Source organism: Caballeronia eucalypticola (genome assembly GCF_047608185.1).
GTDB lineage: Bacteria > Pseudomonadota > Gammaproteobacteria > Burkholderiales > Burkholderiaceae > Caballeronia.
In genome coordinates this window covers 161,959-183,319 of the sequence record NZ_JBLKRU010000001.1, presented here as the reverse complement: position 1 = coordinate 183,319, position 21,361 = coordinate 161,959, and the positions used below count along the sequence as shown (strand labels likewise).

The following is a 21,361-nucleotide window of genomic DNA, read 5'->3' as shown; positions in this document are numbered from 1 at the left end:
ATGCTTTTTTAATTCGACGTGCGGAATGAGCAGGATGACGCTTTCGTTGCATCAGAATTTGAAGCCTGCAACGCCGCGTTCACTGTAAAGAGCATCAGGTCGTTTCGCGTACTTGTCCAGATAGATCATTGAAAATCTGTCCGGGAATCAGTAATCTGGTGCAACGGATATTTTCGAAGTGCCTGCAGTCCGATTAGAACCGGTGACCAAATGCCACCATACATCCAGGCAACGACCGTGCTGCGGGATTCCTCGAATATTACCTATGCCAATAAGAACTCGTCCGCAACGAAATTATTTCCACTTAAGCCGGCTAATAATGTCAGGCGCTTTGATCGCGTCTGTGGCCGGTTGCGCATTAACCGCAAGCGAGGTCGAGCCAATCGCAGCAGACCTTCATGAAACTGTCGTCAACGTTCCTGTGATTGAGCACCGACTATCTGGCGATCACGACCGGGACATAGTCGCGACCACCTATATGCCTGACGGCCCCGGACCGTTTCCGTTGATCATTTTGAGTCACGGCAGCCCACCTGATCCTCGGGACCGGCCGAAGGTGGGCCGCTACCGTGAACTGCCGCAGATTCGAACATTCGTTCAACTTGGCTTCGCTGTGATTGTGCCGATCCGGCGGGGTTATGGAGCCACGGGAGGCACGGACGAGGAAGATGCTGGTTCGTGCCAGCATCCTGATTACATGACTGCGGGAAATCAGGCGTCGTTAGATGTGCTTGCAACCCTTGCTTACGCAGAGACGTTGCCTCAAGTGGATCGCGATCATGTCGTCTTGGTAGGGCAGTCAGCAGGGGGATTCGCGTCTCTCGCAGCTGCAAGCTTTGCACCGAAGGGACTAGTCGCAGTCGTCAACTTTTCGGGCGGTCGTGGCGGGAACCCTTTTAGACATCCGGGCATGCCCTGTGATCCGCAGCAGATGGCCGATACGATCGCGCACTTTGCGTCGACAACACGAGTTCCGGTACTTTGGCATTACGTTCAAAACGATAAGTTTTTTTCGCCTGAAGTCGTTGCAACATGGTTTGCAGCGTTTCAGGCAGCAGGCGGTCAAGGGCAGATGATCGTCGAACCACCCTTCGGCAGGAACGGCCATGGCATGTTCAGCGCCAAGGACTCAATTCCTATCTGGTTGCCACACTTCGAGCAGTTCCTTGCTCCGCTTGTATCAATGAAACAGGTTCAAGCGCCCGGAAGCTCGCTGTAATTTGTAAATGTAGAGACCCGTCGGAGGACGGGTGTCCGGGTGGCTTTCGCTATATCGACTTTCGCTGGCGACGGTCAGTAGTTGACATTCGACATTGGCACATAGATCGTTGACATCGGCAGCGTCACTTGGATCTTATCTCGTGCGCGAAAGATGCGGCTTATGGGGTCATCGCTTGACTGCCGTTAAATCACAGTCCATTTGCGTCGGAATCGACGCCCCTCCTCAACGCCAGCGCGCGAGACGCTACGGCGAGGAGCCGGATAGCCCCCGCTATGTGAGTGAATGCCGCAAGGGACCAAGCTGCGAAATCAATCTCACTCCCGACGAGTGCAGTTAAAACCGGAGGCAGCTAGCAAGGTAAAGAGATATATTTGTTGCCTTGCAATCAATTGCGGAGGCTGTCATGCGGATGATCATCGAGGCGCGCATTGACGACGGCGTTGGCAGTGGCGAGGCAATACGATTGGCTGAATTTGAACGGCTCGACGGCGACCTGAAGCAACTGGGTCTCAACTTGGCTGAGGGAAGAAGTCTGGTACGCGAGGCGCAGCGGGCATTGATCTGCGCGCAGACCCGTGTTGTTGTTTCGGCCTTTGTGAATTGCCCGCAGTGCGGCAGGGCATTATCAATCAAAGCGACCCACGCGATCCGATACCGAACGGTTTTCGGCAAAGTAACGATCGACAGCCCGCAGCTGCGCGTCTGCAAGTGCGTTCAAGACCAAAGCGCAAAATCGTTCAGCCCGCTCGCACTAGCGATGCCGCTGCGCGTCAGTCCTGAGCTCGAATACTTGCAAGTCAAGTGGGCAGCGCATCTTCCCTATGCGGTGGCGACGACCTTGCTGAAAGAGATTTTGCCGGTCGATCAAACGATCTCTACATCCGGATTGAGGAATCGCGTATGGGCAGTCGGCCAAGAACTCGACGATCACGCCGAAAGCGCGATTCGCGGTGAACGAGACTATCCGCCGGCCGATAGCCACGTCAAGATTGTCGCTCTTGCGGTGGATTCCGCATGGCTGCGCCAGCGGCCTTCTCGCAAAGAACAGGATGAAGCCAAGTTCTCACAGTATTACCCTTCGAAGCGCCCACCGCCTACCGGGCGGCACGTGAACATCATCGCCGGCCGTGCGGTTCGCGACGATGGTAGTTGTAAGGTTTATGGATACGTCAATCGGGAGGTCACGTCGGCCGCGACCCGACTTGATCATTTTCTCTCGGAGCAGGGCGTCGCGAATGATCGCGAAATCACGATCGTCTCCGACGGGGCAGGCGAATTTGAGAAAGCCGTCGATGGATCCAAGAGGCGATTGAAGCAAATTTTGGATCGGTTTCACATTGCCATGAAATTTCGCGCGATCGAGCAATCGGCACAAAAGTTTCCTCACCTGTTGGCGCTCAACGGGCGCCCCGTACAAGACGAAATCGCATCGGCGAAATGGCTGACATGGCACGGCAAGGGTTCCAAAGCCGTCGAAAGACTCAAGAGCATCCATGACATGTTCGGACTCCTACCGGAAGACTCCGCGCACATGGCGTTGTGGTGGAATCTTCGCGGGACGTATTGGTACCTGGAATCCAATGGCCAATACCTGGTCAACTACGGATGGCGCTACCGGCGCGGCATGCCAATCAGCAGCAGTATCGCGGAATCGGCGGTCAATGAAGTCGTGAGCTTGCGCTGTGCGAAGAAGCGGCAGATGCGCTGGACCAGTAAGGGCGCGCACCTGCTCGTTCAGGTTCGGGTCGCCGTGCTAAACGGGGATCTAAAAATGCGGGAAATGCCGGAACCACTGCAATTCTCCGCAGAGCGGAAACGTGACGATCGCTGCCAACGTGTCGCCTAGCGCTGCCTCCGGTTTTGACTGCACTCCATTAAAGCAGGCGGTTCTGGACAGGACTACGCCCCCTAAAGGCAAGCCGGGACGGTATCGCCCAGATGACCGATTGCTGGCGTTCTTGAAGGGCCTGTAGGCCACACCTATGTCCTGCGCTGCGCACGGCCGGCTGATGTCGTCCCGTAAGTCTCGTGCGCCACGGGACATAGTTCTGAGCAGGACATAGTCAAGCCTATTGACTGCAGTCAATAGGCTGGAAAGTACCGTGCGATACCTTGGGATCGAGGTAGACGATGCACTCGAGATGGCCGAGCAGACTGAAGTTTGATAGCCGGCGGCCGGCGAGCGTGCGCTTGTCGGCCACTAAGAGCCAGTCGCGAATGTGCGAGCGACGACCGCAGCTTCGACGGTATCGGTCATTCGATTGATGCGAAATCTGGACCGCGCGCCGTGCCCACGACAGGTAGTTGATGCCTCAATTGTCGGCGTGCTCACGCGCGTTGCGGCGAATAGCCTGAGGTGGTTCACCGAAAGCTCGCAGAAACGCACGGCGCATTCTGTCTGGATCAACAAAACCAGTTTCTCGCGCAATGACGTCAATCGGCAGCCTGCCCTGCTCGACCATGAGACGCGCTGCTTCCAACCGCAAGTTCTCGACAGCTTTTGCAGGTGATTGCCCGGTCTCCTCACGGAACGCCCGGGTGAATTGCCGCACACTCAGATTGGCGGCTTCAGCGAGTCTGTCAACCGTCAGTGGGGTGTGCAAATTTCTTTTCGCGTAGACCAGCGCGGTTTGTATCCGGTCAGTTTTTGCATCGAGGTCCAGCAGTGTGGAGTGCTGTAACTGTCCGCCGGCCCGGCGGTGGAACATGACCATTCGCTTGGCGACAATTCGCGCTACCTTTGCACCAAGATCTCTTTCCACCATCGAAACCGCAAGATCGGTCCCCGCCGTCATGCCCGCGGATGTCCATACCGGACCATCCACGATAAATATCCGATCTTCTTCGACTTTGACTTTCGGATACGTCGTTTGCAATTCGCGCGCGTGTGCCCAGTGAGTCGTGGCGCGTCGATCGTCCAGAACGCCGGCTTGCGCCAAAAAGAACGCGCCCGTGCACATTGAGGCAACGCGCCGGGTGTTTTTCACCGCGCCTCTCAAATATTCAATCAGTGCGGCGCTCGCCAAGTGCGCGCCAGTGATGACGCCGCCGATGATCACCGTATCGAACCCACCTTCAGCGAAACTATCCGTCATGACGGAGTATCCGAGAGAACTTTGAACCGGCCCACCGCTTTCAGATATCAGACGTATCTCGTAGTACGGCTCAGTGGTCAGTCGGTTTGCGAGCTCAAACACGGTTAGTCCGCCGAAAACCATGACCTGGAAGCCTGGAACGACGATATAGCCAATGCGCAGCATGATAGGTCCCGGAAAATAGCAGGACATAACGTTACGTCCTGCACGCTGGCGCCTGGCGCGAGCCGTCGCCTGCTGAGCCGTGATTCTAACCAGCGATCCTGATGCCGATAAGAGTGGCCGCGCCAGCATGGCCAGAATTGTCGGAAATACGTCCCTCCCGCCTCGTTGAGGGCTTCTACCATTAGCGGATTCCCGAGTCTCACATCGGACCAAACGAGAAACCCCTATGGAAAGCAACCTCTCTGGAACAGTGTCTATTCCCGCACCCTCTATTTCGCGCCGCGCGTTCCTCGCGAGCGGGACGGCCTTTGGTGCGAGCCTGCTGCTGGAGCGCGGGGCGCAGGCGCAAAGCCCTGGAACCGGCGGCGTATCAGGTATCAAGGAGTACGACGTCAATACCAATGGCATCATCCTGCACGTAACCGAACAGGGAGATGGGCCAGCCGTACTCTTCTGCCACGGGTTTCCGGACACTTCCTACACGTGGCGCCAGCAGATGAAAGCCGTGGCGTCTGCCGGATATCGGGCCATTGCTCCCGATATGCGCGGCTGCGGACGCAGTTCGGCGCCGACAGACCCAACCTTGTACACGCCATTGCAAACGGTCGGCGACCTCGTTGGCCTGCTCGACGCGTTGAAGATTCCAAGCGCTGTCCTCGTGGGTCATGACTGGGGTGCGACGCATGTGTGGCAAGCAGCGTTGATGCGTCCCGATCGATTCAAGGCCGTGTTCTGTCTGAGCGTGCCGTTCGTTCCTCGAGGGGATGTCAGCGTCTTCGAGAAGATGCGCAAGTCCGGCCACCAGGAAGACTTCTACATGTTCGAACAGAGCCGGCCGGACGCCGATCAGATCTGGGCCGACGCCCCGGTGACAATTCCGGGAATCCTGTACTGGGCATCGGGCTCCGCTCCCGCAGACAAGCGGTGGAGTCCGATGGATCCGGCACGCAGCCTTCACCGTGCGGCCCCCGGACCGTTACCGTCATGGGCGGAGCCTGATTACGTCGCTCATAACGTGGCGGAATTTCAGCGTACCGGCTTTCACGGTGCCCTGAACTACTATCGGGCCGCTGAACCGTACTTCTACCTGTCCGCTCCGTGGAAAGGCGCCAGGATTACGCAGCCTTCGTTTTTCATCTGGGGGAAGGCGGATGGTTTGAAAGAGCTCTATCCGCTGACCGTGGACCAGATGCGCTCGGGCGTTCCCAGTCTCATTGGCGGTCTCGAACTCGACAATGTGGGCCACTGGGTACAACACGAAGCCCCTGATGTGGTCAATGAGCAACTCGTGAAGTTCCTGCAAACCGTGACCCCCACCTGACTCGCTATGGGATTGATACGCGGAAAGGGCACCTATCCGGCGTCACCGCCCCCACGCCCACGCACCCTGCAGCAGCCGCGCCGGCAAGAGACATCCAACTGAGAAACGGATTTAACGATGGTGACAGGCAAAAGCCCCGTGTACAGGTTGAACAATGGAATTGAGATGCCCGCATTCGGACTTGGGGTGTTTCGCAGCGAGCCTGAGAAAACCGTAGCTGCGGTCAGATCGGCAGTCGCAAATGGATACCGGCTGATCGACACCGCTGCGGCCTATGTGAACGAGCAGCAGGTTGGGGAAGGTATCCGCTCGTCTGGCGTCCCTCGGGAGGACGTCTTCGTGACGACCAAGGTGTGGATCACCGACTATGGCTACGACCAGACCCTTCGTGCTTTCGACCGAAGTCTTCTGAAGCTGGGATTCGATGTCCTGGACCTGTATCTGATTCATTGGCCGGTCCCTTCGGCCTTTGAGGCAACTATCGATGCCTACAAAGCCGCGCTGAAGCTCCTTGAGGAAGGGCGCGTTCGCGCGATTGGCGTGTGCAACTTCAGCTCCAACCATCTCCGCAGTCTGATTGAGAAAACGGGTCATATTCCCGCGGTGAATCAGGTAGAACTGCATCCCTTCTTCATTCAGCGTGAACTTCGCGAAGCTAATGAGAAGCACGGAATCATTACCCAGGCGTGGTCTCCGATTGGCGGTATCAAACGCGACGGAGATAAGGCAAAGGGCTCGCAGGAGGCGCACGACCCTCTCTCGCATCCGGCAGTGGTGTTGCTCGCCAGGAAATACGGAAAGACCCCGGCACAGATTATCCTGCGCTGGCAGATCCAGTTGGGCACGTCTCCTATCCCGAAGTCCGTGCGCCCGGAACGGATTGCCGAGAACATCGATATCTTCGACTTCGCACTTGCGTCGGAGGAAGTTCAGGCAATCAGCGCGCTCGACACCGGCGAACGTGGCGGACCGGACCCGGAGCACGTGAGTCCGCAAACCCTTCCTATAATCAATCGTGACTAAACCAGACCTACCTATGTCAGCTATGTCACGCCGCACTCTGTCAGCCAATGGAACCGCGTTTGGTGCAAGCCTGTTGATGAGTAAGGCAGCTTTGGGAGCTGGGTCTGGCGTTGCCCTCGGGAGGGTAGCCGTCGGCGCCAGTTCAGATAACGTCCCTAACCTGACCGTGCATACCTTCAGCTCGCCGCGCCATACAACGCGCTACCTTGAGGCTGGCCCGGCCGATGGGCCGTTGATGATTTTCCTCCATGGCTGGCCCGAGATCGGCCTGATGTGGCGCACGCAGATCGAGGCGTTCGCATCCGAAGGCTGGCGCTGCGTTGCACCGGATATGCGTGGCTATGGCGGCTCATCGGTGCCGGCCGCTTCCGAGGCCTATGCCTTGAACGAGATCGTCCACGACATGGTCGAACTGCACGACCATTTGGGGGCGCGCCCGGCAATCTGGGTTGGCCACGACTGGGGAAGCCCCGTGGCCGGAGCACTCGCTGCGCACCACGGGGCGCGCAGTCGCGGCGTGGTGCTGATCTCAGTCCCTTACTTTCCGGAGGGCTTCGCGCTGCCCAATCTCGTGCCGCTGATCGACCGTCAGTTGTACCCTGCGGATCAATATCCGGATGGGCAGTGGGATTACTTCCGCTTTTACCTGACGCACTTCAGCCAGACGGTTAGCGATTTCGAGGCGGACACCCCGGCAACGCTCGCGTCGCTCTATCGGCGCGGCAATCCTACGTCTGTCGGCCAGGTCTCTCCGTCCGCCTTGATCACAAAAAACGGTGGGCGTTATGGCTCGGCGCATCGCGCCCCGGCGACGCCGCCTGATCCAGCGCTCTGGATGCCCACCGACTTTAACGCGCTGGTCGATGCGTTCGATGTCAGTGGTTTCCGTTCGGTCAATGCCTGGTACCTGAACGACACCGCCAACATTGCATACGCGCGCACAGCGCCGAAAGGCGGCCAGCTACGCCAGCCCGTTTTGTTCGTCAACGGTGATTGGGACGCAATCTGCGACATCAACCGCAGTCACCTCGGAGAACCCATGCGCAGCGCCTGCGCCGACCTTTCCGTAACGAACCTGCCCGCTGGCCACTGGCTTCCACTTGAGCGCAAGACTGAGCTTGTCCAAACCATTGGTTCGTGGCTCAAGACGAGCGGGTTGTAGCAGGCGGGCCGGGTGAACGTTTCCCGGTCGAAGTGAACCAGTTCGTCGATTGGCTGAGGCAAAGCTTCCTCGCATGAGGTTAATCAAGCACCCCGACATGCCACAGATCCAACAGTCCTTTCCCTACAGCGTGGAGTGTTCGAAATGTCTGATCAGAAAATTTTTGTTGCCGGAGCGACAGGCGATACCGGTGGAGCAGCTACCGAAGCACTTCTAGCGGCTGGTGAAAAGGTACGCACACTGGTGCGGAAGGAGGACCAACGTTCGGAACGACTGAAGTCCCGTGGAGTCGAGGTTTTGGTCGGTAACCTTTCCAATTTGGACGACGTGGCACGAGCTCTCGAAGGCATTTTTTCGGCCTACTTTGTCTATCCAATCGAATCCGGGGGAATACTGGCGAGCGTTTATTTTGCTCAGGCGGCCCGGGAGGCTGGAATCAGCGGGATCGTGAACATGTCGCAAATTTCCGCTCGCAGGAATGCAACGAGTCACGCCGCACGTGACCACTGGATCTCGGAGCGGGTATTTGACTGGTCGGGAATCCCGGTCACCCACATTCGCCCGACGTTCTTCGCACAATGGTTAACTTATCCCGGCCAGGTTGCAAACGTCAAAAAGGACGGAACGTTGAGGCTGCCCTTTGGTAACGGGCGTCATGCACCGATTGCAGCAGAAGACCAGGGGCGCGTCATCGCTGCGATTCTTCGTGATCCAGCTCCGCACGCTGGCAAGGTCTACCCGCTATACGGCCCCATCGAGATGAACCACCATCAGATCGCTGATGAAATGAGCAAGGTTCTGGGCCGGGAAGTGAAGTACCAGCCGATTGACCTCGATATGTTCGAAAAGCGTTTGAATACCGATTCGAAATTTAGCGATGCATTTTCACAGCATCTCCTGTCTGTCGCTGTCGACTATCAAAATGGAGTTTTCGCCGGTACGAATACGCTGGTCGAGGAACTAACGGGCACCCCGCCCATGACCGTCGAGGCGTTCATCCGGAAGCACGTGGCGGTCTTCGCAGACTGACGGTCTAGTCCTGCCCTCGAAAGAAGCTGCTCGCGATTGCCTGGACTTGCGTAGGACGCTTCGTGAGCAGGTATCCCGATCACCAGAGAACGCATGAAGTAGTTGGCACTGACCGCAAAGTGCGAACCCTTTCGGCTCCAATACCCGCGATATATGACGTAGTTGATTCGGAATCGGATCTGAAACTTTGACCCGAGAGAACGGGTCTTGCATACGGCCGCTACCGAATGCAAAGGAGTCGTTCCTGTGGCGGCGCCGACTGACGGTAACGGGTCGCGTACCGCCAATCGCTGCTTTGCAGGCTTCGAGCTGCGGATGCTCATTGCATCAGGCGGTACCCGGCCAATTAGAGACAATCGACAGACGCTTTAAAATTGACGACAATCCAGGACCGTGGGGTCGCGCCGGTCATGACGGCGTGCTGGACGCGGTGAGCCGATAACCCGTTATCGCGGACCCTTGGGCTACCACGCGCTTGATTTATTCTCAGGCTTCAGATGCCTTCTCGTATGCGCCCAGATAGAACGGAGACTCATGAAAATATCTAGAGGCATTGTGCACGTTTTAGGGCGTTCGGCGCATATCGCTAGGTGCGAGTTGATGTCGATTCAATTCGGCCTCGCGAGGATACTGATCTGTGTCGTTTGCGCAATCATGGCGACCGCTTGTGCACCGAGCAGACCGGCATCCGCTTCCAGTGTGCTAGCCAGACCGCCGATCGACCTGACCTGCCAGATTGTAGCCCCGGAGTATCCTCAAGATGCCCGTCAAGTCGGGCAAGCTGGCACAGTCGGCGTGACTTTTATCGTCGAGACGGACGGAACAATTACGAATGCGCTCGTTGATAAAGGCAGTGGTAACTCTGCTATCGATTCGGCTGCCCGAGCGGCCGTCCTGAAAGGGCACTGTTCACCGTATATCTTGGAAGGCTCGGTGCGCCGAGTCGCTCAAAGCGTCACGGTTCGATTTTCAATGAGCCCATCGATGCGTACCTTGTCGCCTGATTTGGAGCGTAATGTGTCCGCCGCCAGTGCTGCGGTGTTAGCAAGAGAGATCGCCGAACGTAAGGGGCATCTCGCGAACTGGACCGTGATCGCGACGTACAAGGGATCTCATACAGAACTCGATGCGTCGTCGGTACAACGCAATGACAATGCCGTCAATCTATGGGTGCGAACACAGTGGGACGAGCCATTCAAGATTTCTATCGCTTTTATACCGGTGACCGAGCAATTGATTAACTACACGATCGACTGCGAGCGCAATCGGGGTGCAATATTGGCCGGAGTCTTCTCAAATCAAGAAGGACCGATTGATCCGCCAATACATGGCACCGGGTATGGTGAAATTCGCACCGGGTCGCCGCTAGCGGCTGTAACGAAACAGTATTGCATCAAATAGTTGTTGTCGCGATTGGAGATTGGGCTGTACTGAGCGCGTAGCATTTTGAGGAGATGGCGCACGATGGCGGCCGCCGAAAGGCGGCCTTAATCGGACTTCAGCAGACCGCGCCGTGCACTGATCGGCCAACAACGGACGTTCGACAGAGATGGCCAAATCGATGACAATCGACCGACGTCGAAATGGAAGCGGCAATTAGGCGACCACGATGCGCGATCACTCAAAATATTGGCCTGGCTGTTCGCCGCAGGACACGAGCTTTTACTCAATGTCTTCAGCGAAAAAGCAGGCGTTGTTTCACTTGAACAGTGTTCATGAAACCAAAAAACAATTTATCGCGTGACTTTATCGGTCTTGCCGAAATGGGGCAAACCGACTGGCGAAGGGTTGCTTTGACTATTTTGCTAGTCAAGTTCCTAAGCATCCTGATCGTTATGATTAGCTTGATCGTCGGGATCTTGCCAACTTTTTTCAAACATCCGTTTTTTCATATCCCGGACGCGGACCGAACCATCGTATTGAAATTGGCGGAGGCCACTGCCTCCATTTTCGGATTTTGGCTCGCATGCAAAAAGATCCTGCGGCGTCCGTTTCGGTCTTTGATCTCTACAGACATGAGGTTCAATATCCGGCGTTGTTTGCTGGGTGCCGCTTTATATCTGCCCGCGAACGTGCTCGGTCTGGTGGCTATGTCGCTTTTCTTTTCGATGCGAGCTAGTGCTTGGCTAGTTCCATTCCGTCATTTCGAATGGCCGCATCACAAAGACCAGGTTATCACATCAATAGGTATGCTCATCGTCATCCCATTCCTTGCATTCGCAGAGGAACTGTTTTTCCGGGCGTGGCTAACTCAGACTATCAGGCACTATATACGCTCCACGATTATTGTCGTTGCGTTGGTCGCCGTCCTATTTGCGGCTTACCACACGCAATATGACTTGCGAGAGAAAATGCTGATGGTGGTTTCCTCGCTCGGCTTTTCCGCCTTGAGCTTGCGCGACCAGCGCCTTGAGCTTGCGATCGGCGCGCATTCGATGATGAACGTCTGTGCGACGCTGCAAGTACTGTTTTTCACGGGTCCCTTGCCTCAAGCTCAGGTCCCGGCAACAATGCTCGATTGGTGCACCCTAGTCATCCTAAAAGGGGCTCTCCCCCTCGTATTGATGTATGGCGTGCTGCAGAAAACGGGCGGTTGGTCTGCCCCAACCGACGCTCGCCTGGCGAGTCCGGACGAGGTTCAGCCAGGCTACCTATGAAGGTAATGACGTTTATCAGAGGCGCGCCCGAGAAGCAAATATCCGCTCCCTTTCGTCGGGCGCTAAATGTCCGGTATCGCGAGATTGAAGTGCGGCTCAGGATGGTCCTCAGCCGATCGCCGACGGGCAGGGGTCGGCCAGGAAGAGACCTTCGGCCGACGCGTCCCACGGACATTCAGGGGGCCGCTTCACTCAGTAATCGGCCATTCGATCGCGGACCGGCGTCGTTCTATCGGTGCGGTCATTCACAATCCATAAAGCGACTGGCCATTCACGGCCCCTCAAACCGGTCTGCGCTAATGCGTATGAACGTGGGTCTGTGCTAAGGCGTAGCATCCAAACGAACAATGGGCCGTTGTATGGACTGGTATCTAAAGGCGAACGTCGTGTTAAGTTGCGGCAACTGCCTTCGCAGGCTGCATTTTCATGTCCACGGCTGTACGGTCCGCGAGCGCGCTATCGAGGGCCGGGCTAAGGCCGCGGCGGCGGCACGCGCATCCAGGTAATGACGATCCGCGTCCCTTCCGGCCTTCGGAAGCTTTCCAACAAACGATCGCCGTCCACAGTGATATGGATATCCTTGGCGGTGCGAACGTCGCCGACCCAGTTAGGAAAAGTCGAGCCCTCGACGCGATCACCGTTCAAGTCCCCATTGTCATCGACTGTATAGGTCCCGAACCAGCCGATGCTGCCCGCCATGGCTGCCTGGTTTTCTTCCGCCGTACCATGGCCGCGGGCACTGGACGCAAACTTCGGCACCGTGGAGTCGGTCATGACTTCGATGACATGCATGTCGGGCGTAAAGACGAGAAGGCTGTTGGGCGCTGGACCATAAGCGGGCAGATTCTTGCCCGTGGGATCGAGTTGCGCCGACACCATTCGCCAGGTGCCGAGCACTTTGTTGAGTGGTTTAGCCGAGGCCGATGCGGACATGACGAGCGCGGTGACGACGAAGACGGCGGCAATGGGTTTCAGTCTGATCATGGATGGTTTCTCGGCTCCGTCACGAGCGGCCTGGCGTCGGGGACGTTTGCGCTTCCACGCCGCCCAGGCTTTGCAAGGGCGCCGTCACGGCGTCTCGGTCGGCCCCGAAGGCAATGTCGCGTTGCGCTTCAATCTCGGTAAGCCGGCGTGCCAGTTCCCGCGTGAGATTGGTATACGCCACGCTGCCGAGAGCGATCCGGAACGGAGGCTTTGCACTGTCGGCGGTGGCAATCAACGCATCGACGGTGCGACCGGCATCGCCTTTGATGTCAAAGGTTCGTTCAAGCACGGCGCGCCGCACGGCGCCTGCTGGCGTCTCGGCGTAGGCGTCGATCGCCGGCGCCATGACGATACCGGCACCGAACTTCGTCGCCGTAGGGCCCGGCTCGGCGATCACGAAATCGATGCCGAAGGATGCCACCTCTTGGGCGACGGATTCAATGAAGCCTTCGATACCCCATTTGGTGGCGTGATAAAGGCTGAAGCTCGGGTATGCCACTTGGCCGCCCTCGGATGAAACCTGAACGATACGGCCACCACCCTGCCGGCGTAAGTGCGGCAATACCGCGCGGATGAACTGGATAGAGCCGGTGAGATTGGTCGCGATCTGATGATCGATCTGCGTGTCCGTGAGTTCCTCGGCGGCTCCGACCAGGCCATAAGCCGCATTGCTGACCACGACATCGATCCGTCCAAGCTGACCCCACGCATGTGCGACAGTCGCCCGCATGCCTTCGATGTCGGTGAGATCGAGCTTCAGGACGCTTAAAGCCTCTCCATGCTTGTGTTGAAGATCAGCGAGGGCGCCGGCGCGCCGTACAGTCGCCACGACGCGATCGCCGCGGTCCAGAAGTCGCTTGGTCATGGTTCGCCCGAGACCAGACGATGTTCCGGTAATCAACCAGCTTTTGCTCATGAGATTCTCCCTGGAAGTTGAATCCCTAATCTAGCCCATCGTTATTCGTGATATAAGTCTCCCAATCCGGGATGGGGCAGTGAGGAGACTTCACCAATGGCAAGGCCATCGCTGAATGAGCTGGGAGCATTTGCAGCAGTTGCCGAGCATCGAAGCTTTCGCAAGGCGGCCGATGCGACCGGCTTCACGCGGTCGGCCTTGAGCCATGCGCTGCTGGCTCTGGAACAGAATCTCGGAGTCCGGTTGCTGAACCGGACGACGCGCAGCGTTTCGCTGACCGAAGCCGGCACGCATCTCCTGGAAGGTATCCGGCCGTTGTTGCAGAACCTCGACACGGCACTCGACACCGTGGCCGCGGCGCGCGGTGCACCCAAGGGGACCTTGCGCATCAACCTGAACAAGAGTGCCGCGCATCTGCTGTTACGCGATGTCGTCCCGTCGTTTCTCTCTCAGTACCCGGACGTCGAACTCGATCTGGTGTCCGATGGTCGGTTTGTCGATATCGTGGCGGCTGGCTTCGACGCGGGCGTCCGGCTCGTCGAAGATGTGCCGCAGGACATGATCGCCGTGAAGTTCGGCGGCGATGTCCGCTTTGTGGCGGTGGCGTCTCGCGCCTATGTGGCAGACCATGGTCAACCCACGACGCCCGATGATCTCCACCGACATGGCTGCATCCGCTATCGGTTGCCAAGCGGAAGACGATACCGCTGGGAATTCAGCAAACACGGGCAGGAGATGGTCGTCGATGTGCCGGGCTTGCTGACCCTCGACGACAACGGCCTCATGGTTCAGGCAGCACGGGATGGCCTTGGCGTCGCGTACGTGCCGGAGGCGTTCGCGCGCGAGTCGGTCGCCTCCGGTCGGCTGGTTCTGGTCCTCGAAGACTGGTGCCCGGCAATACCGGGCCTCGCACTCTACTATCCCGGCAATCGACATGTGCCCTCGGCACTGCGGGCGTTCATTGACGTCCTGAAAGAGGCCCATGCAAAAGTTGCTCAGGGCTCGCCAGACTGAACCATCTCGATGGTGCACCGGCTGAGGCATTCGATCGATTTGATCGTTTGCTGGTAATCAACAAACAGCTACCAAAATGAGGTGGGTAAAAGTTTGAGTTGACGGTTTGCAAGTCGTCGCTTGAGCGATCTGTGCAAGCGTCCACCAAAGTGTATGCGGCATCCGTGCACAACTTCAGGCCGACGTTCAATTCACGGGTCGCGATCCTTGACCCTCAGGCCTGCGCTGCGCCGCCGTCGACGCAGAGTTCAGCACCGGTCGTGAAACCGCTGAACCTTAAGCTTGCGAGGGATAAACTTATCGATTTGCTTGCTCGCCGCGCACGCGAACAGCAGGGTGGCACCTCCGAAGTCTAGAAGCAGCCTGCCATATAACTAAACCGGCCATCCTGATCGGGGCGAACAAAATTGTAGCCCGTGGCGACCTTGGTTCCGTCCTGCTTGTCCATGGACCATATCGCTAGATGCTTGTCATGTTGGGGTGTAGAGCTTTTCGGTGCTGAAGTATGCGTCCGGATTAGCCTTTTGGAATTTCTCGATGTGAGCAATCAGCCCAACGCGACTTTTGCCGTCTCCGCCCGGGTTCGTAAAGATGACATCTTCGGAAACGCTTCCTTCAAGCAGGCGTTCGCGTTCATCTTCGGCGATAGCGCCGAAAGCGGCCATATATGAGTTCCAACGTTGCGCAGCGTCGTCGCATGTTGAAGGCGCTGGAGTCTGCTTACCGACTGTTGCAGTACGCTTCACTTTTAACCCACCAGTCGACCTAGCAATAGTCCGTACCTGCTCTAAAACGGACACACGGAAGTGGTGCTGTCGAGAGTCGGCTCGGGGTCGATCTGAGACCGTCTGTCGGCGATTTATTTTGCAAGGTCATTCTTAAGAAATTCGTCGTGCCACAGTTTATGGGCTTCGTACCCAACGGAAGGGCCGCCTGCGAACCAAGGTGTTGACCAAGACCAATGGTTCAGGCCAGCCTCCGGGAAGCCGACGCATCCTCAAAACCTTTTGCGCAAACCGATCCGCAGTGCCAACTGATTCTGATTGCTAGAGTAGCCGATATTCGTCGCTGGGTTGACGATCAGGAACAACCCGGCCGGTTGGTTGACCGAATTGCTGCGAGCAAGGTTTGCGCTTGCATACAGATCCGTACTTTTTGACAGGAAGTAATGGACAGCCGCATTGATCTGGCTGATTTGCGTGGTGGGATAGTGGTTGTACGAGTAACCGATCCCCGCGTCCACATCCGGCGCGACAAACCAGTCAATGCCGGCCTCGATCACGCTGACAATCACTGTGCCGGTTCCCGCAATGCCGCTAGCCCGATTGTTGGTGTAGTTGCCAAATACCGTCAATGACCCGAAACGGTAACGCGCGCCGAAGCCGATATTGCGCATGGCGCTCGCTTTCAGCGCGGCTTCAGCGACGGACGCGTTGGCCCCGTTGGTATTGGTGTACGCGGCTCCGATAACGAGTGGGCCGCCGTTGTCATAGTTGAGGCCAAAACTGGTGAATCGCGGCGCACCGGCCGTGCCACCGAATGAGCCGGCGACATTACTGAAACCGTACATGGCGCCCGCGGTGATACCGCTCAAACTGCCACTGACATATTTCACTGCGTTGTTGACCTGTTCTCCAGCCAGGCGATCGATATCCAGCGTATGAAATCCATACACGCCTGCAAAACGTGCCCCTGCCGTATCGAGCACGATATTGTCGAGCATGAAATCGTATTGGCGTCCGAGGGTCAAGGTACCGTATCGGCTCGACAGCCCGACGACGGCTGTTCTGCCGAACATTGCGCCGCCTTGTCCGAGTGCGCCGTTGCCTAGGGTAAAGCCGTTTTCGAGCGTGAAGATCGCTTTCACGCCGCCGCCGAGGTCCTCAGCGCCCGTCAGGCCCCAGCGGTTGGCCTGTGCGATGCCGGTGTCTTCGATCAGGGCGCTATGGCCATTCTGGTTATTCACCCAAGTGATGCCGGCATCAAGAATTCCGTACAAGGTGACCGAACTTTGCGCGTGTACCGATGAAATGCAAGCAGCCGCCAGCGCAGCCGCCACAAGGTGCTGTTTCATAGTGTCTCCGAACCGCGAGTTTATTTTTATGAAGGGAATTGCACAAAGCGGGCTAGCTAGGGCGCCGTGTCGAGCCTGCGCATACACCATCCCGCAACGTCGCGCATGGCTTGCCGTGCCATGTCAATATTGAATTTGGTGAAGCCATGCGGCATGGCCTCGTAGATATTCAGGGTGACGCGGGCCGCGGCGCGTTCGGCATGGACGGCGAGGCGCTCGACGTCGCTGAGCATGACTTCATTCGCGCCCACGCATAACAGGATCGATGCGTCACGCGAGTAAGGGGTGTTCAGCGGCGCGGCGAGCGGGTCGCCCTTGTCGGCTTCGTCGATGTAGAGGTCGATCATGCGTTGACCCATCGACAGGGTGGCGATATCGCGAGCCGCGTTGACATACCACGACGCGCTATTCATCCGTAGATCGGCCATCGGACAGATGCCGACCAGTCCGGCGGGAAGCGGGCACACGCCGCGGGCGTGATAAGTCGGCAGTGTCAATGCAAGGCAACCGCCTGCCGATTCGCCCACGATGACGACGGCCCGATGCGAATAACCCTGCTCCAGTAGCGAGAGGTAGACGTTCAGTACATCCTGGCTCGCCGCTGGAAAGCGATGTTCCGGCGCCTGCCGATAACCCACAGCGACAACAGGTGTTCCCGTGAGCGCGGCCAACTCCGTTGCATTCTGCCTCCCTAGGTCGAGACTGCCGCGCACGAATCCACCACCGTGCAGAAAGACGATGATGCCTCCGCTCTCGGCATTGTTGGGCGTGAGCCTCTCGCACGGCACGCCGGCTATCTCGCATGCTGTGACGGAGACATTTTGAGATACGGCCGAAGAGGTATTCGTTTGCAGAATCGTCTTCGACGCGGTGCGCATATCGCTGGCAGACTGCGGGCCGGCATAGATTCGCGCGAAGTCTGCGTTGCCAAGCAGGTTCTCGACAAAGCAGCGATCCTCAGCGGTCGATTCGAAATAGTTGATCTTCATAGCGATACGTCGGTAGGTTGAACGACAGAGGTCGAGGGGAGGTCCTGCTTTCGCAGCAACTGTTTGAGCGCGTATCTCATGCAGAAAAATGCCGCGCACGAGCACGCTAGCAACACGCCCGGTAGCGCAGCCGAGAGTGCTTTGGCGGTGTTCCCGAGGGCGTCGCTCAGCGAACCGACCAGTACAGGGCCGGCACCTGTCCCCACCACGTTGACGCCGAAGATGAATAGACCGATCACACGCCCGCGCATCCGGTTCGGTACACCGACCTGCAGCGGTATTGGCATCAATGAGGTCAGCACGCCGATGGCGAAGACCATCACCGCATAGCCTATGATCGATGTTTCGATCGACGCGGCCCGTGCGAGGATCAACGATGCTGGCAATTGCAGCGCGATGAACCAGCTCGCCAGCCGCATTACGCGCTGCACGATCTGGGCGTCGCCTGCGCGCCCGACGAACCATTGCGCACTCACGGAGCCCATCAGACCGCAGACCAGGAACGTCACGCCGAGCTTCGGTCCGAGCGAAGCCGCGGAACCAAATGCGCTGCGTATCGCAAGCGTGGGATACCAGGTAATGAGCGAGAAAAACGCGGCAAGAATGCAGGCATAGGCGCCGAAGTAGGCCGGCAGATATCCGGAGTCACGCCCGATGAAGCGCAGCACGTCGCGCAGCCGGATCGTTCCGCCCGCAAGCTTGTCGCCTTCGCGTCGTGCGGGTTCGCATAGGCAGAGCAGAATCAGCAAAGCCAATAACAAGCCCGGCATGCCGATCACCACAAAAACCGCTTGCCACGGCAGCAGATGACCGAGCCAAGGGATGTCGAGTCCGCTCGTTCGGTTGAAGCGGGCGAGCAGGTAGCCACCGGCAAAGAGCGAGGCGCCACCGCCGAAATACGGGGCGGCGGTATAGATTGCCGTCACGCGAGGCAGCAACCGCGGCGGGAAGATGTCGGCGAAAATCGATAACGCCGCTGGCGAGCACCCCGCTTCCGACAACGCTGTGATGGAACGTACGGCCAGTAACTGCGAGTAGCTTGCCGCGATTCCGGACGACACGGTGGATAGGCTCCAGAGAGCCACGCAGGCTGACGCGACACGTGTGCGATTCCAGTTGTCGATCAGCCATCCAAGTGGAACACCGCCGACCGCGAAGCAGAGCGCAAATGCAAACCCCTGCAGCAATCCCACCTGCGTATCGTTCAAACCGATACTGTGGCGGATTGGATCGATCAACAGCGTCAACACCTGGCGGTCGAGATATGCGAAGGCGAAAGCGAACGTGAACAGCGCGACGACCAGCCATCGATGCCTCGTCGCAGTGACGACGTGCAGCCTTTCATGTGGCGAATCCATCAAGTCTCCTGGACCGCGAGAACTCTCGCGCTATATTGTTTATAATGAGTCTATAATAGTTTCAAATGAAACTACAAACAAGCCTTCACAAGTAGTGGTTAACGCGGCGCCGAACGCGATGCCGCACTTGCTTCGACGACGTTTGCTGTGCTCGCGTTGGGAGGACAGTCAGAGGTGATGGAGATGTAAAGTGCCCGAGTTCCGTCGCATAACGGCGCTTATCAAGTTGCGGCTATGCTGATAGCCGGTAACAAAAGGAGTGAGACTTTGAAGACCCGCGTACTTAGCGAAGAGGCACGCAAGGCCCAGGCATTTCTGAAGCGGCTTTCGGGGAAGGACGGGGTGGCGGCCGGGAAAACCTTTCCGCCGGAAACCTATCGATATGAGCTGTCGCAAGTCCAGATCCTGGCAGCGCTGCTAAACCGTATCTATGCTCGAGAGTTGCTCCCACTTCATGGATTGCCATTAATGGAGTGGCGTTTGCTCGAGGCAATTGGCCTTGCGCCCGGCATAACGGCAGCGGAATTCGCGCAATACTGGGTGTACGACAAAGTCACCGTAAGCCGGGCGTTGCAGACGCTGAAAAATCGAGGCCTCATCGAATCGGGTCCTCACGCGACCGATAAACGGCGGATAGAGCTACGCCTCACCGAGGAAGGCCAGGCGGCGTTCGGCGAACAGTTGGATGCGAAAAATCGTCAATTGGAAGCGTTGACTGGCGTTCTGACCGACGAGGAGATGAGCAGCTTTACAAGCCTCACGCGACAGTTGATTGATCACTTCAGGCGCGTCGATAAAGAAATAGGCCAGTGAGATTGAGGGTATCTGAAGTTTTCCATTCAAACCGGTTGCAACGTCCTCACACGTCCGCAAATTGCCGCCTATGAGAGAGCTCCGCCGATCATTGGCCGATCTTGAACCTGTCCAGGAAAATTCGAATAGGCGCTGACCTTGAGGATTGTTCGACGCCTGCCGGCACGCGGCGCAGCATGCTCACAGTCATGGCGGCCACGGCGGGCATCGAACAACCATCAATAAGCCAGGACAGTCGTGCAGACGTCAACGAGACGAGCGCAGTTCAAAGCCAGGTGCCCCCCTGGCGTTCAGTCGGCTCTTGTGCAAGGGCGTCGAAATCGTGAATCCAGTCCAGATGATGCCGCAGCCTGTCGCGTGCGCGAAGGCGGGCGTTGCGCGCCTGCGCCTCGGGTCCGTCCGGCAGATGCAACACGTCAGCCGTCGATATCGAGGCGTATTGCACCTTGCGCGTGCGGCCCCGCCGCAACCGCTCGTAGGCCTCCTGCGCCTCGCGCCAGCGACCCGGGCCGGCCTTGGCCAGCTGCGCGGCCAGCACCACGGCATCTTCGATCGACTGATTGGCGCCCTGGCCATGATGCGGCACGAGCGCATGCGCGGCATCGCCGATGAGCGTCACGCGGCCCTTGCTCCAGCGCCCGAGCGGGGGACGATGGAACAGGCCCCAGCGCTGGCTGATCGGCACCGCCGTGATCATCTGCACCACCGCCGGATGCCAGTCCTTGAACAGGCGCAACTGCTCACCTTCGCTCGCCGGCGTGACCCAGTCGCGCGACGGCCACGGCGAGGGATGGCGCTCGACGAGCAGAAAGTTCTGGTCGCCTTTGTCGCCGATCGGATAGTGAAGCAGATGGCCCTGTGGTCCGACCCAGAACTGAATGGCCTCGGGATCGGGCAGCAGATCCATGCGTCCAGCCGGCACCACGCCACGAAAACCTGAGCAACCCGAATACAGCGCGTCGTCGTAGCCGAGCATCCAGTGCCGTGTGATCGAGCGCGCCCCGTCCGCGCCGATCACCAGATCGGCGTCAATGTGCCGACCGTTGGAGAAACTCAGACTCACACGATCCGGATGCTGCACGAGATCAGTCAGCCGATGGCTGAGATTGATGCGCTCGAGGCCGACCGCGTTCGACAGCACGGCCTGCAGGTCCGCGCGGTGCACGCCCCAATATGACCCCCCCGAACTGCTGGCGATAGCTCGGTTCGCCACGATGCTGTCCAATCACTTCGCCGCTGCGCCCGTCCCGATAGATCAGAGCGGGTATTTCAGCGCACATCGCGTCGAAGGCTGCACGCAGTCCCATGCGCTCGTAAAACCGCGTCGCATTCGCCGACAGCGCGACTGCCGCTCCAACCTCGCGAAGCTCGTCAGTCTGCTCGTAGAGCTGCGCGTCGATGCCATGTTCTCGCAGGGCGAGCGCGAGCGTGAGGCCGCCAATGCCAGCACCGATTATTGCGATCTTCAGATCCAGCTGTTCCATGGGGTGTCTCCAGTATTCAGACTGTATGTTTGAGTCGGCACGGCACGCATACTGT

The 21,361-nt window shown here is 58.1% G+C and carries 17 protein-coding genes and 2 pseudogenes; 11 read left to right on the top strand and 8 right to left on the bottom strand.

Annotated elements, in window-relative coordinates; all coding sequences use genetic code 11:
- Nucleotides 1–319: 319 nt before the first annotated feature.
- The 3 genes and pseudogenes from ACMX25_RS00895 to ACMX25_RS00885 all read left to right on the top strand — a co-directional run.
- Nucleotides 320–1,219, top strand: a complete 900-nt coding sequence (locus ACMX25_RS00895) for a dienelactone hydrolase family protein (RefSeq protein ID WP_414947691.1) — start codon at nucleotides 320–322, stop codon at nucleotides 1,217–1,219.
- Between the two features lie 412 nt (nucleotides 1,220–1,631).
- Nucleotides 1,632–3,068, top strand: a complete 1,437-nt coding sequence (locus ACMX25_RS00890; protein ID WP_414947690.1) for an ISKra4 family transposase — start codon at nucleotides 1,632–1,634, stop codon at nucleotides 3,066–3,068.
- Between the two features lie 241 nt (nucleotides 3,069–3,309).
- Nucleotides 3,310–3,387: pseudogene (locus ACMX25_RS00885) on the top strand (integrase); the annotation flags it as partial.
- A 147-nt stretch (nucleotides 3,388–3,534) separates the two neighbouring features.
- On the opposite strand, the gene ACMX25_RS00880 reads toward ACMX25_RS00885, so the two are convergent.
- A complete protein-coding gene (locus tag ACMX25_RS00880; RefSeq protein WP_414947689.1) occupies nucleotides 3,535–4,482 on the bottom strand; it encodes a GlxA family transcriptional regulator in 948 nt (315 codons plus the stop codon).
- Between the two features lie 226 nt (nucleotides 4,483–4,708).
- Between ACMX25_RS00880 and ACMX25_RS00875 the strand changes: the two genes are divergently transcribed.
- The 6 genes from ACMX25_RS00875 (at nucleotide 4,709) to ACMX25_RS00850 (ending at nucleotide 11,674) form a co-directional block, all read left to right on the top strand.
- On the top strand, nucleotides 4,709–5,803 hold the full coding sequence (locus ACMX25_RS00875) for an alpha/beta fold hydrolase (RefSeq protein ID WP_414947688.1): 1,095 nt from the start codon (nucleotides 4,709–4,711) through the stop codon (nucleotides 5,801–5,803).
- A gap of 165 nt (nucleotides 5,804–5,968) precedes the next feature.
- Entirely contained in the window at nucleotides 5,969–6,826 is an 858-nt protein-coding gene (locus tag ACMX25_RS00870; RefSeq protein WP_414947687.1) for an aldo/keto reductase, read from the top strand.
- Between the two features lie 76 nt (nucleotides 6,827–6,902).
- A complete protein-coding gene (locus ACMX25_RS00865) occupies nucleotides 6,903–7,988 on the top strand; it encodes an alpha/beta hydrolase (RefSeq protein WP_414947686.1) in 1,086 nt (361 codons plus the stop codon).
- Between the two features lie 144 nt (nucleotides 7,989–8,132).
- On the top strand, nucleotides 8,133–9,017 hold the full coding sequence (locus ACMX25_RS00860) for an NmrA family NAD(P)-binding protein (protein WP_414947685.1): 885 nt from the start codon (nucleotides 8,133–8,135) through the stop codon (nucleotides 9,015–9,017).
- A 600-nt stretch (nucleotides 9,018–9,617) separates the two neighbouring features.
- Nucleotides 9,618–10,418, top strand: coding sequence for an energy transducer TonB (locus tag ACMX25_RS00855; RefSeq protein WP_414947684.1), 801 nt, complete (start codon nucleotides 9,618–9,620; stop codon nucleotides 10,416–10,418).
- 314 nt (nucleotides 10,419–10,732) lie between these two features.
- On the top strand, nucleotides 10,733–11,674 hold the full coding sequence (locus tag ACMX25_RS00850) for a CPBP family intramembrane glutamic endopeptidase (RefSeq protein WP_414947683.1): 942 nt from the start codon (nucleotides 10,733–10,735) through the stop codon (nucleotides 11,672–11,674).
- A gap of 471 nt (nucleotides 11,675–12,145) precedes the next feature.
- Here ACMX25_RS00850 and ACMX25_RS00845 read toward each other — a convergent pair whose 3' ends face one another.
- Both ACMX25_RS00845 and ACMX25_RS00840 read right to left on the bottom strand, forming a co-directional pair.
- Entirely contained in the window at nucleotides 12,146–12,658 is a 513-nt protein-coding gene (locus tag ACMX25_RS00845; protein WP_414947682.1) for a lipocalin-like domain-containing protein, read from the bottom strand.
- A gap of 19 nt (nucleotides 12,659–12,677) precedes the next feature.
- On the bottom strand, nucleotides 12,678–13,574 hold the full coding sequence (locus ACMX25_RS00840) for an SDR family oxidoreductase (RefSeq protein WP_414947681.1): 897 nt from the start codon (nucleotides 13,572–13,574) through the stop codon (nucleotides 12,678–12,680).
- A gap of 96 nt (nucleotides 13,575–13,670) precedes the next feature.
- Here ACMX25_RS00840 and ACMX25_RS00835 point away from each other — a divergent pair, with 96 nt between their 5' ends.
- Nucleotides 13,671–14,588 carry a LysR family transcriptional regulator gene (locus ACMX25_RS00835; protein ID WP_414947680.1) on the top strand — a complete coding sequence of 306 codons (918 nt, stop codon included), beginning with the start codon at nucleotides 13,671–13,673 and terminating at the stop codon, nucleotides 14,586–14,588.
- A 470-nt stretch (nucleotides 14,589–15,058) separates the two neighbouring features.
- Here ACMX25_RS00835 and ACMX25_RS00830 read toward each other — a convergent pair whose 3' ends face one another.
- The 4 genes from ACMX25_RS00830 to ACMX25_RS00815 all read right to left on the bottom strand — a co-directional run bounded on the left by ACMX25_RS00830 (nucleotide 15,059) and on the right by ACMX25_RS00815 (nucleotide 19,009).
- Nucleotides 15,059–15,253, bottom strand: coding sequence for a hypothetical protein (locus tag ACMX25_RS00830; RefSeq protein WP_414947679.1), 195 nt, complete (start codon nucleotides 15,251–15,253; stop codon nucleotides 15,059–15,061).
- A 332-nt stretch (nucleotides 15,254–15,585) separates the two neighbouring features.
- Nucleotides 15,586–16,662, bottom strand: coding sequence for a porin (locus ACMX25_RS00825; protein WP_414947678.1), 1,077 nt, complete (start codon nucleotides 16,660–16,662; stop codon nucleotides 15,586–15,588).
- Nucleotides 16,663–16,718: 56 nt separating this feature from the next.
- On the bottom strand, nucleotides 16,719–17,651 hold the full coding sequence (locus ACMX25_RS00820) for an alpha/beta hydrolase (RefSeq protein ID WP_414947677.1): 933 nt from the start codon (nucleotides 17,649–17,651) through the stop codon (nucleotides 16,719–16,721).
- Nucleotides 17,648–19,009: an MFS transporter gene (locus tag ACMX25_RS00815; protein WP_414947676.1), complete on the bottom strand. Its 1,362-nt coding sequence runs from the start codon at nucleotides 19,007–19,009 to the stop codon at nucleotides 17,648–17,650. Before ACMX25_RS00815 ends, ACMX25_RS00820 begins: the two co-directional genes overlap by 4 nt.
- A 267-nt stretch (nucleotides 19,010–19,276) precedes the next feature.
- Between ACMX25_RS00815 and ACMX25_RS00810 the strand changes: the two genes are divergently transcribed.
- A complete protein-coding gene (locus tag ACMX25_RS00810; protein WP_414947675.1) occupies nucleotides 19,277–19,822 on the top strand; it encodes a MarR family winged helix-turn-helix transcriptional regulator in 546 nt (181 codons plus the stop codon).
- Nucleotides 19,823–20,087: 265 nt separating this feature from the next.
- Here ACMX25_RS00810 and ACMX25_RS00805 read toward each other — a convergent pair.
- A pseudogene (locus ACMX25_RS00805) lies at nucleotides 20,088–21,306 on the bottom strand (FAD-dependent monooxygenase).
- Nucleotides 21,307–21,361: the final 55 nt, after the last annotated feature.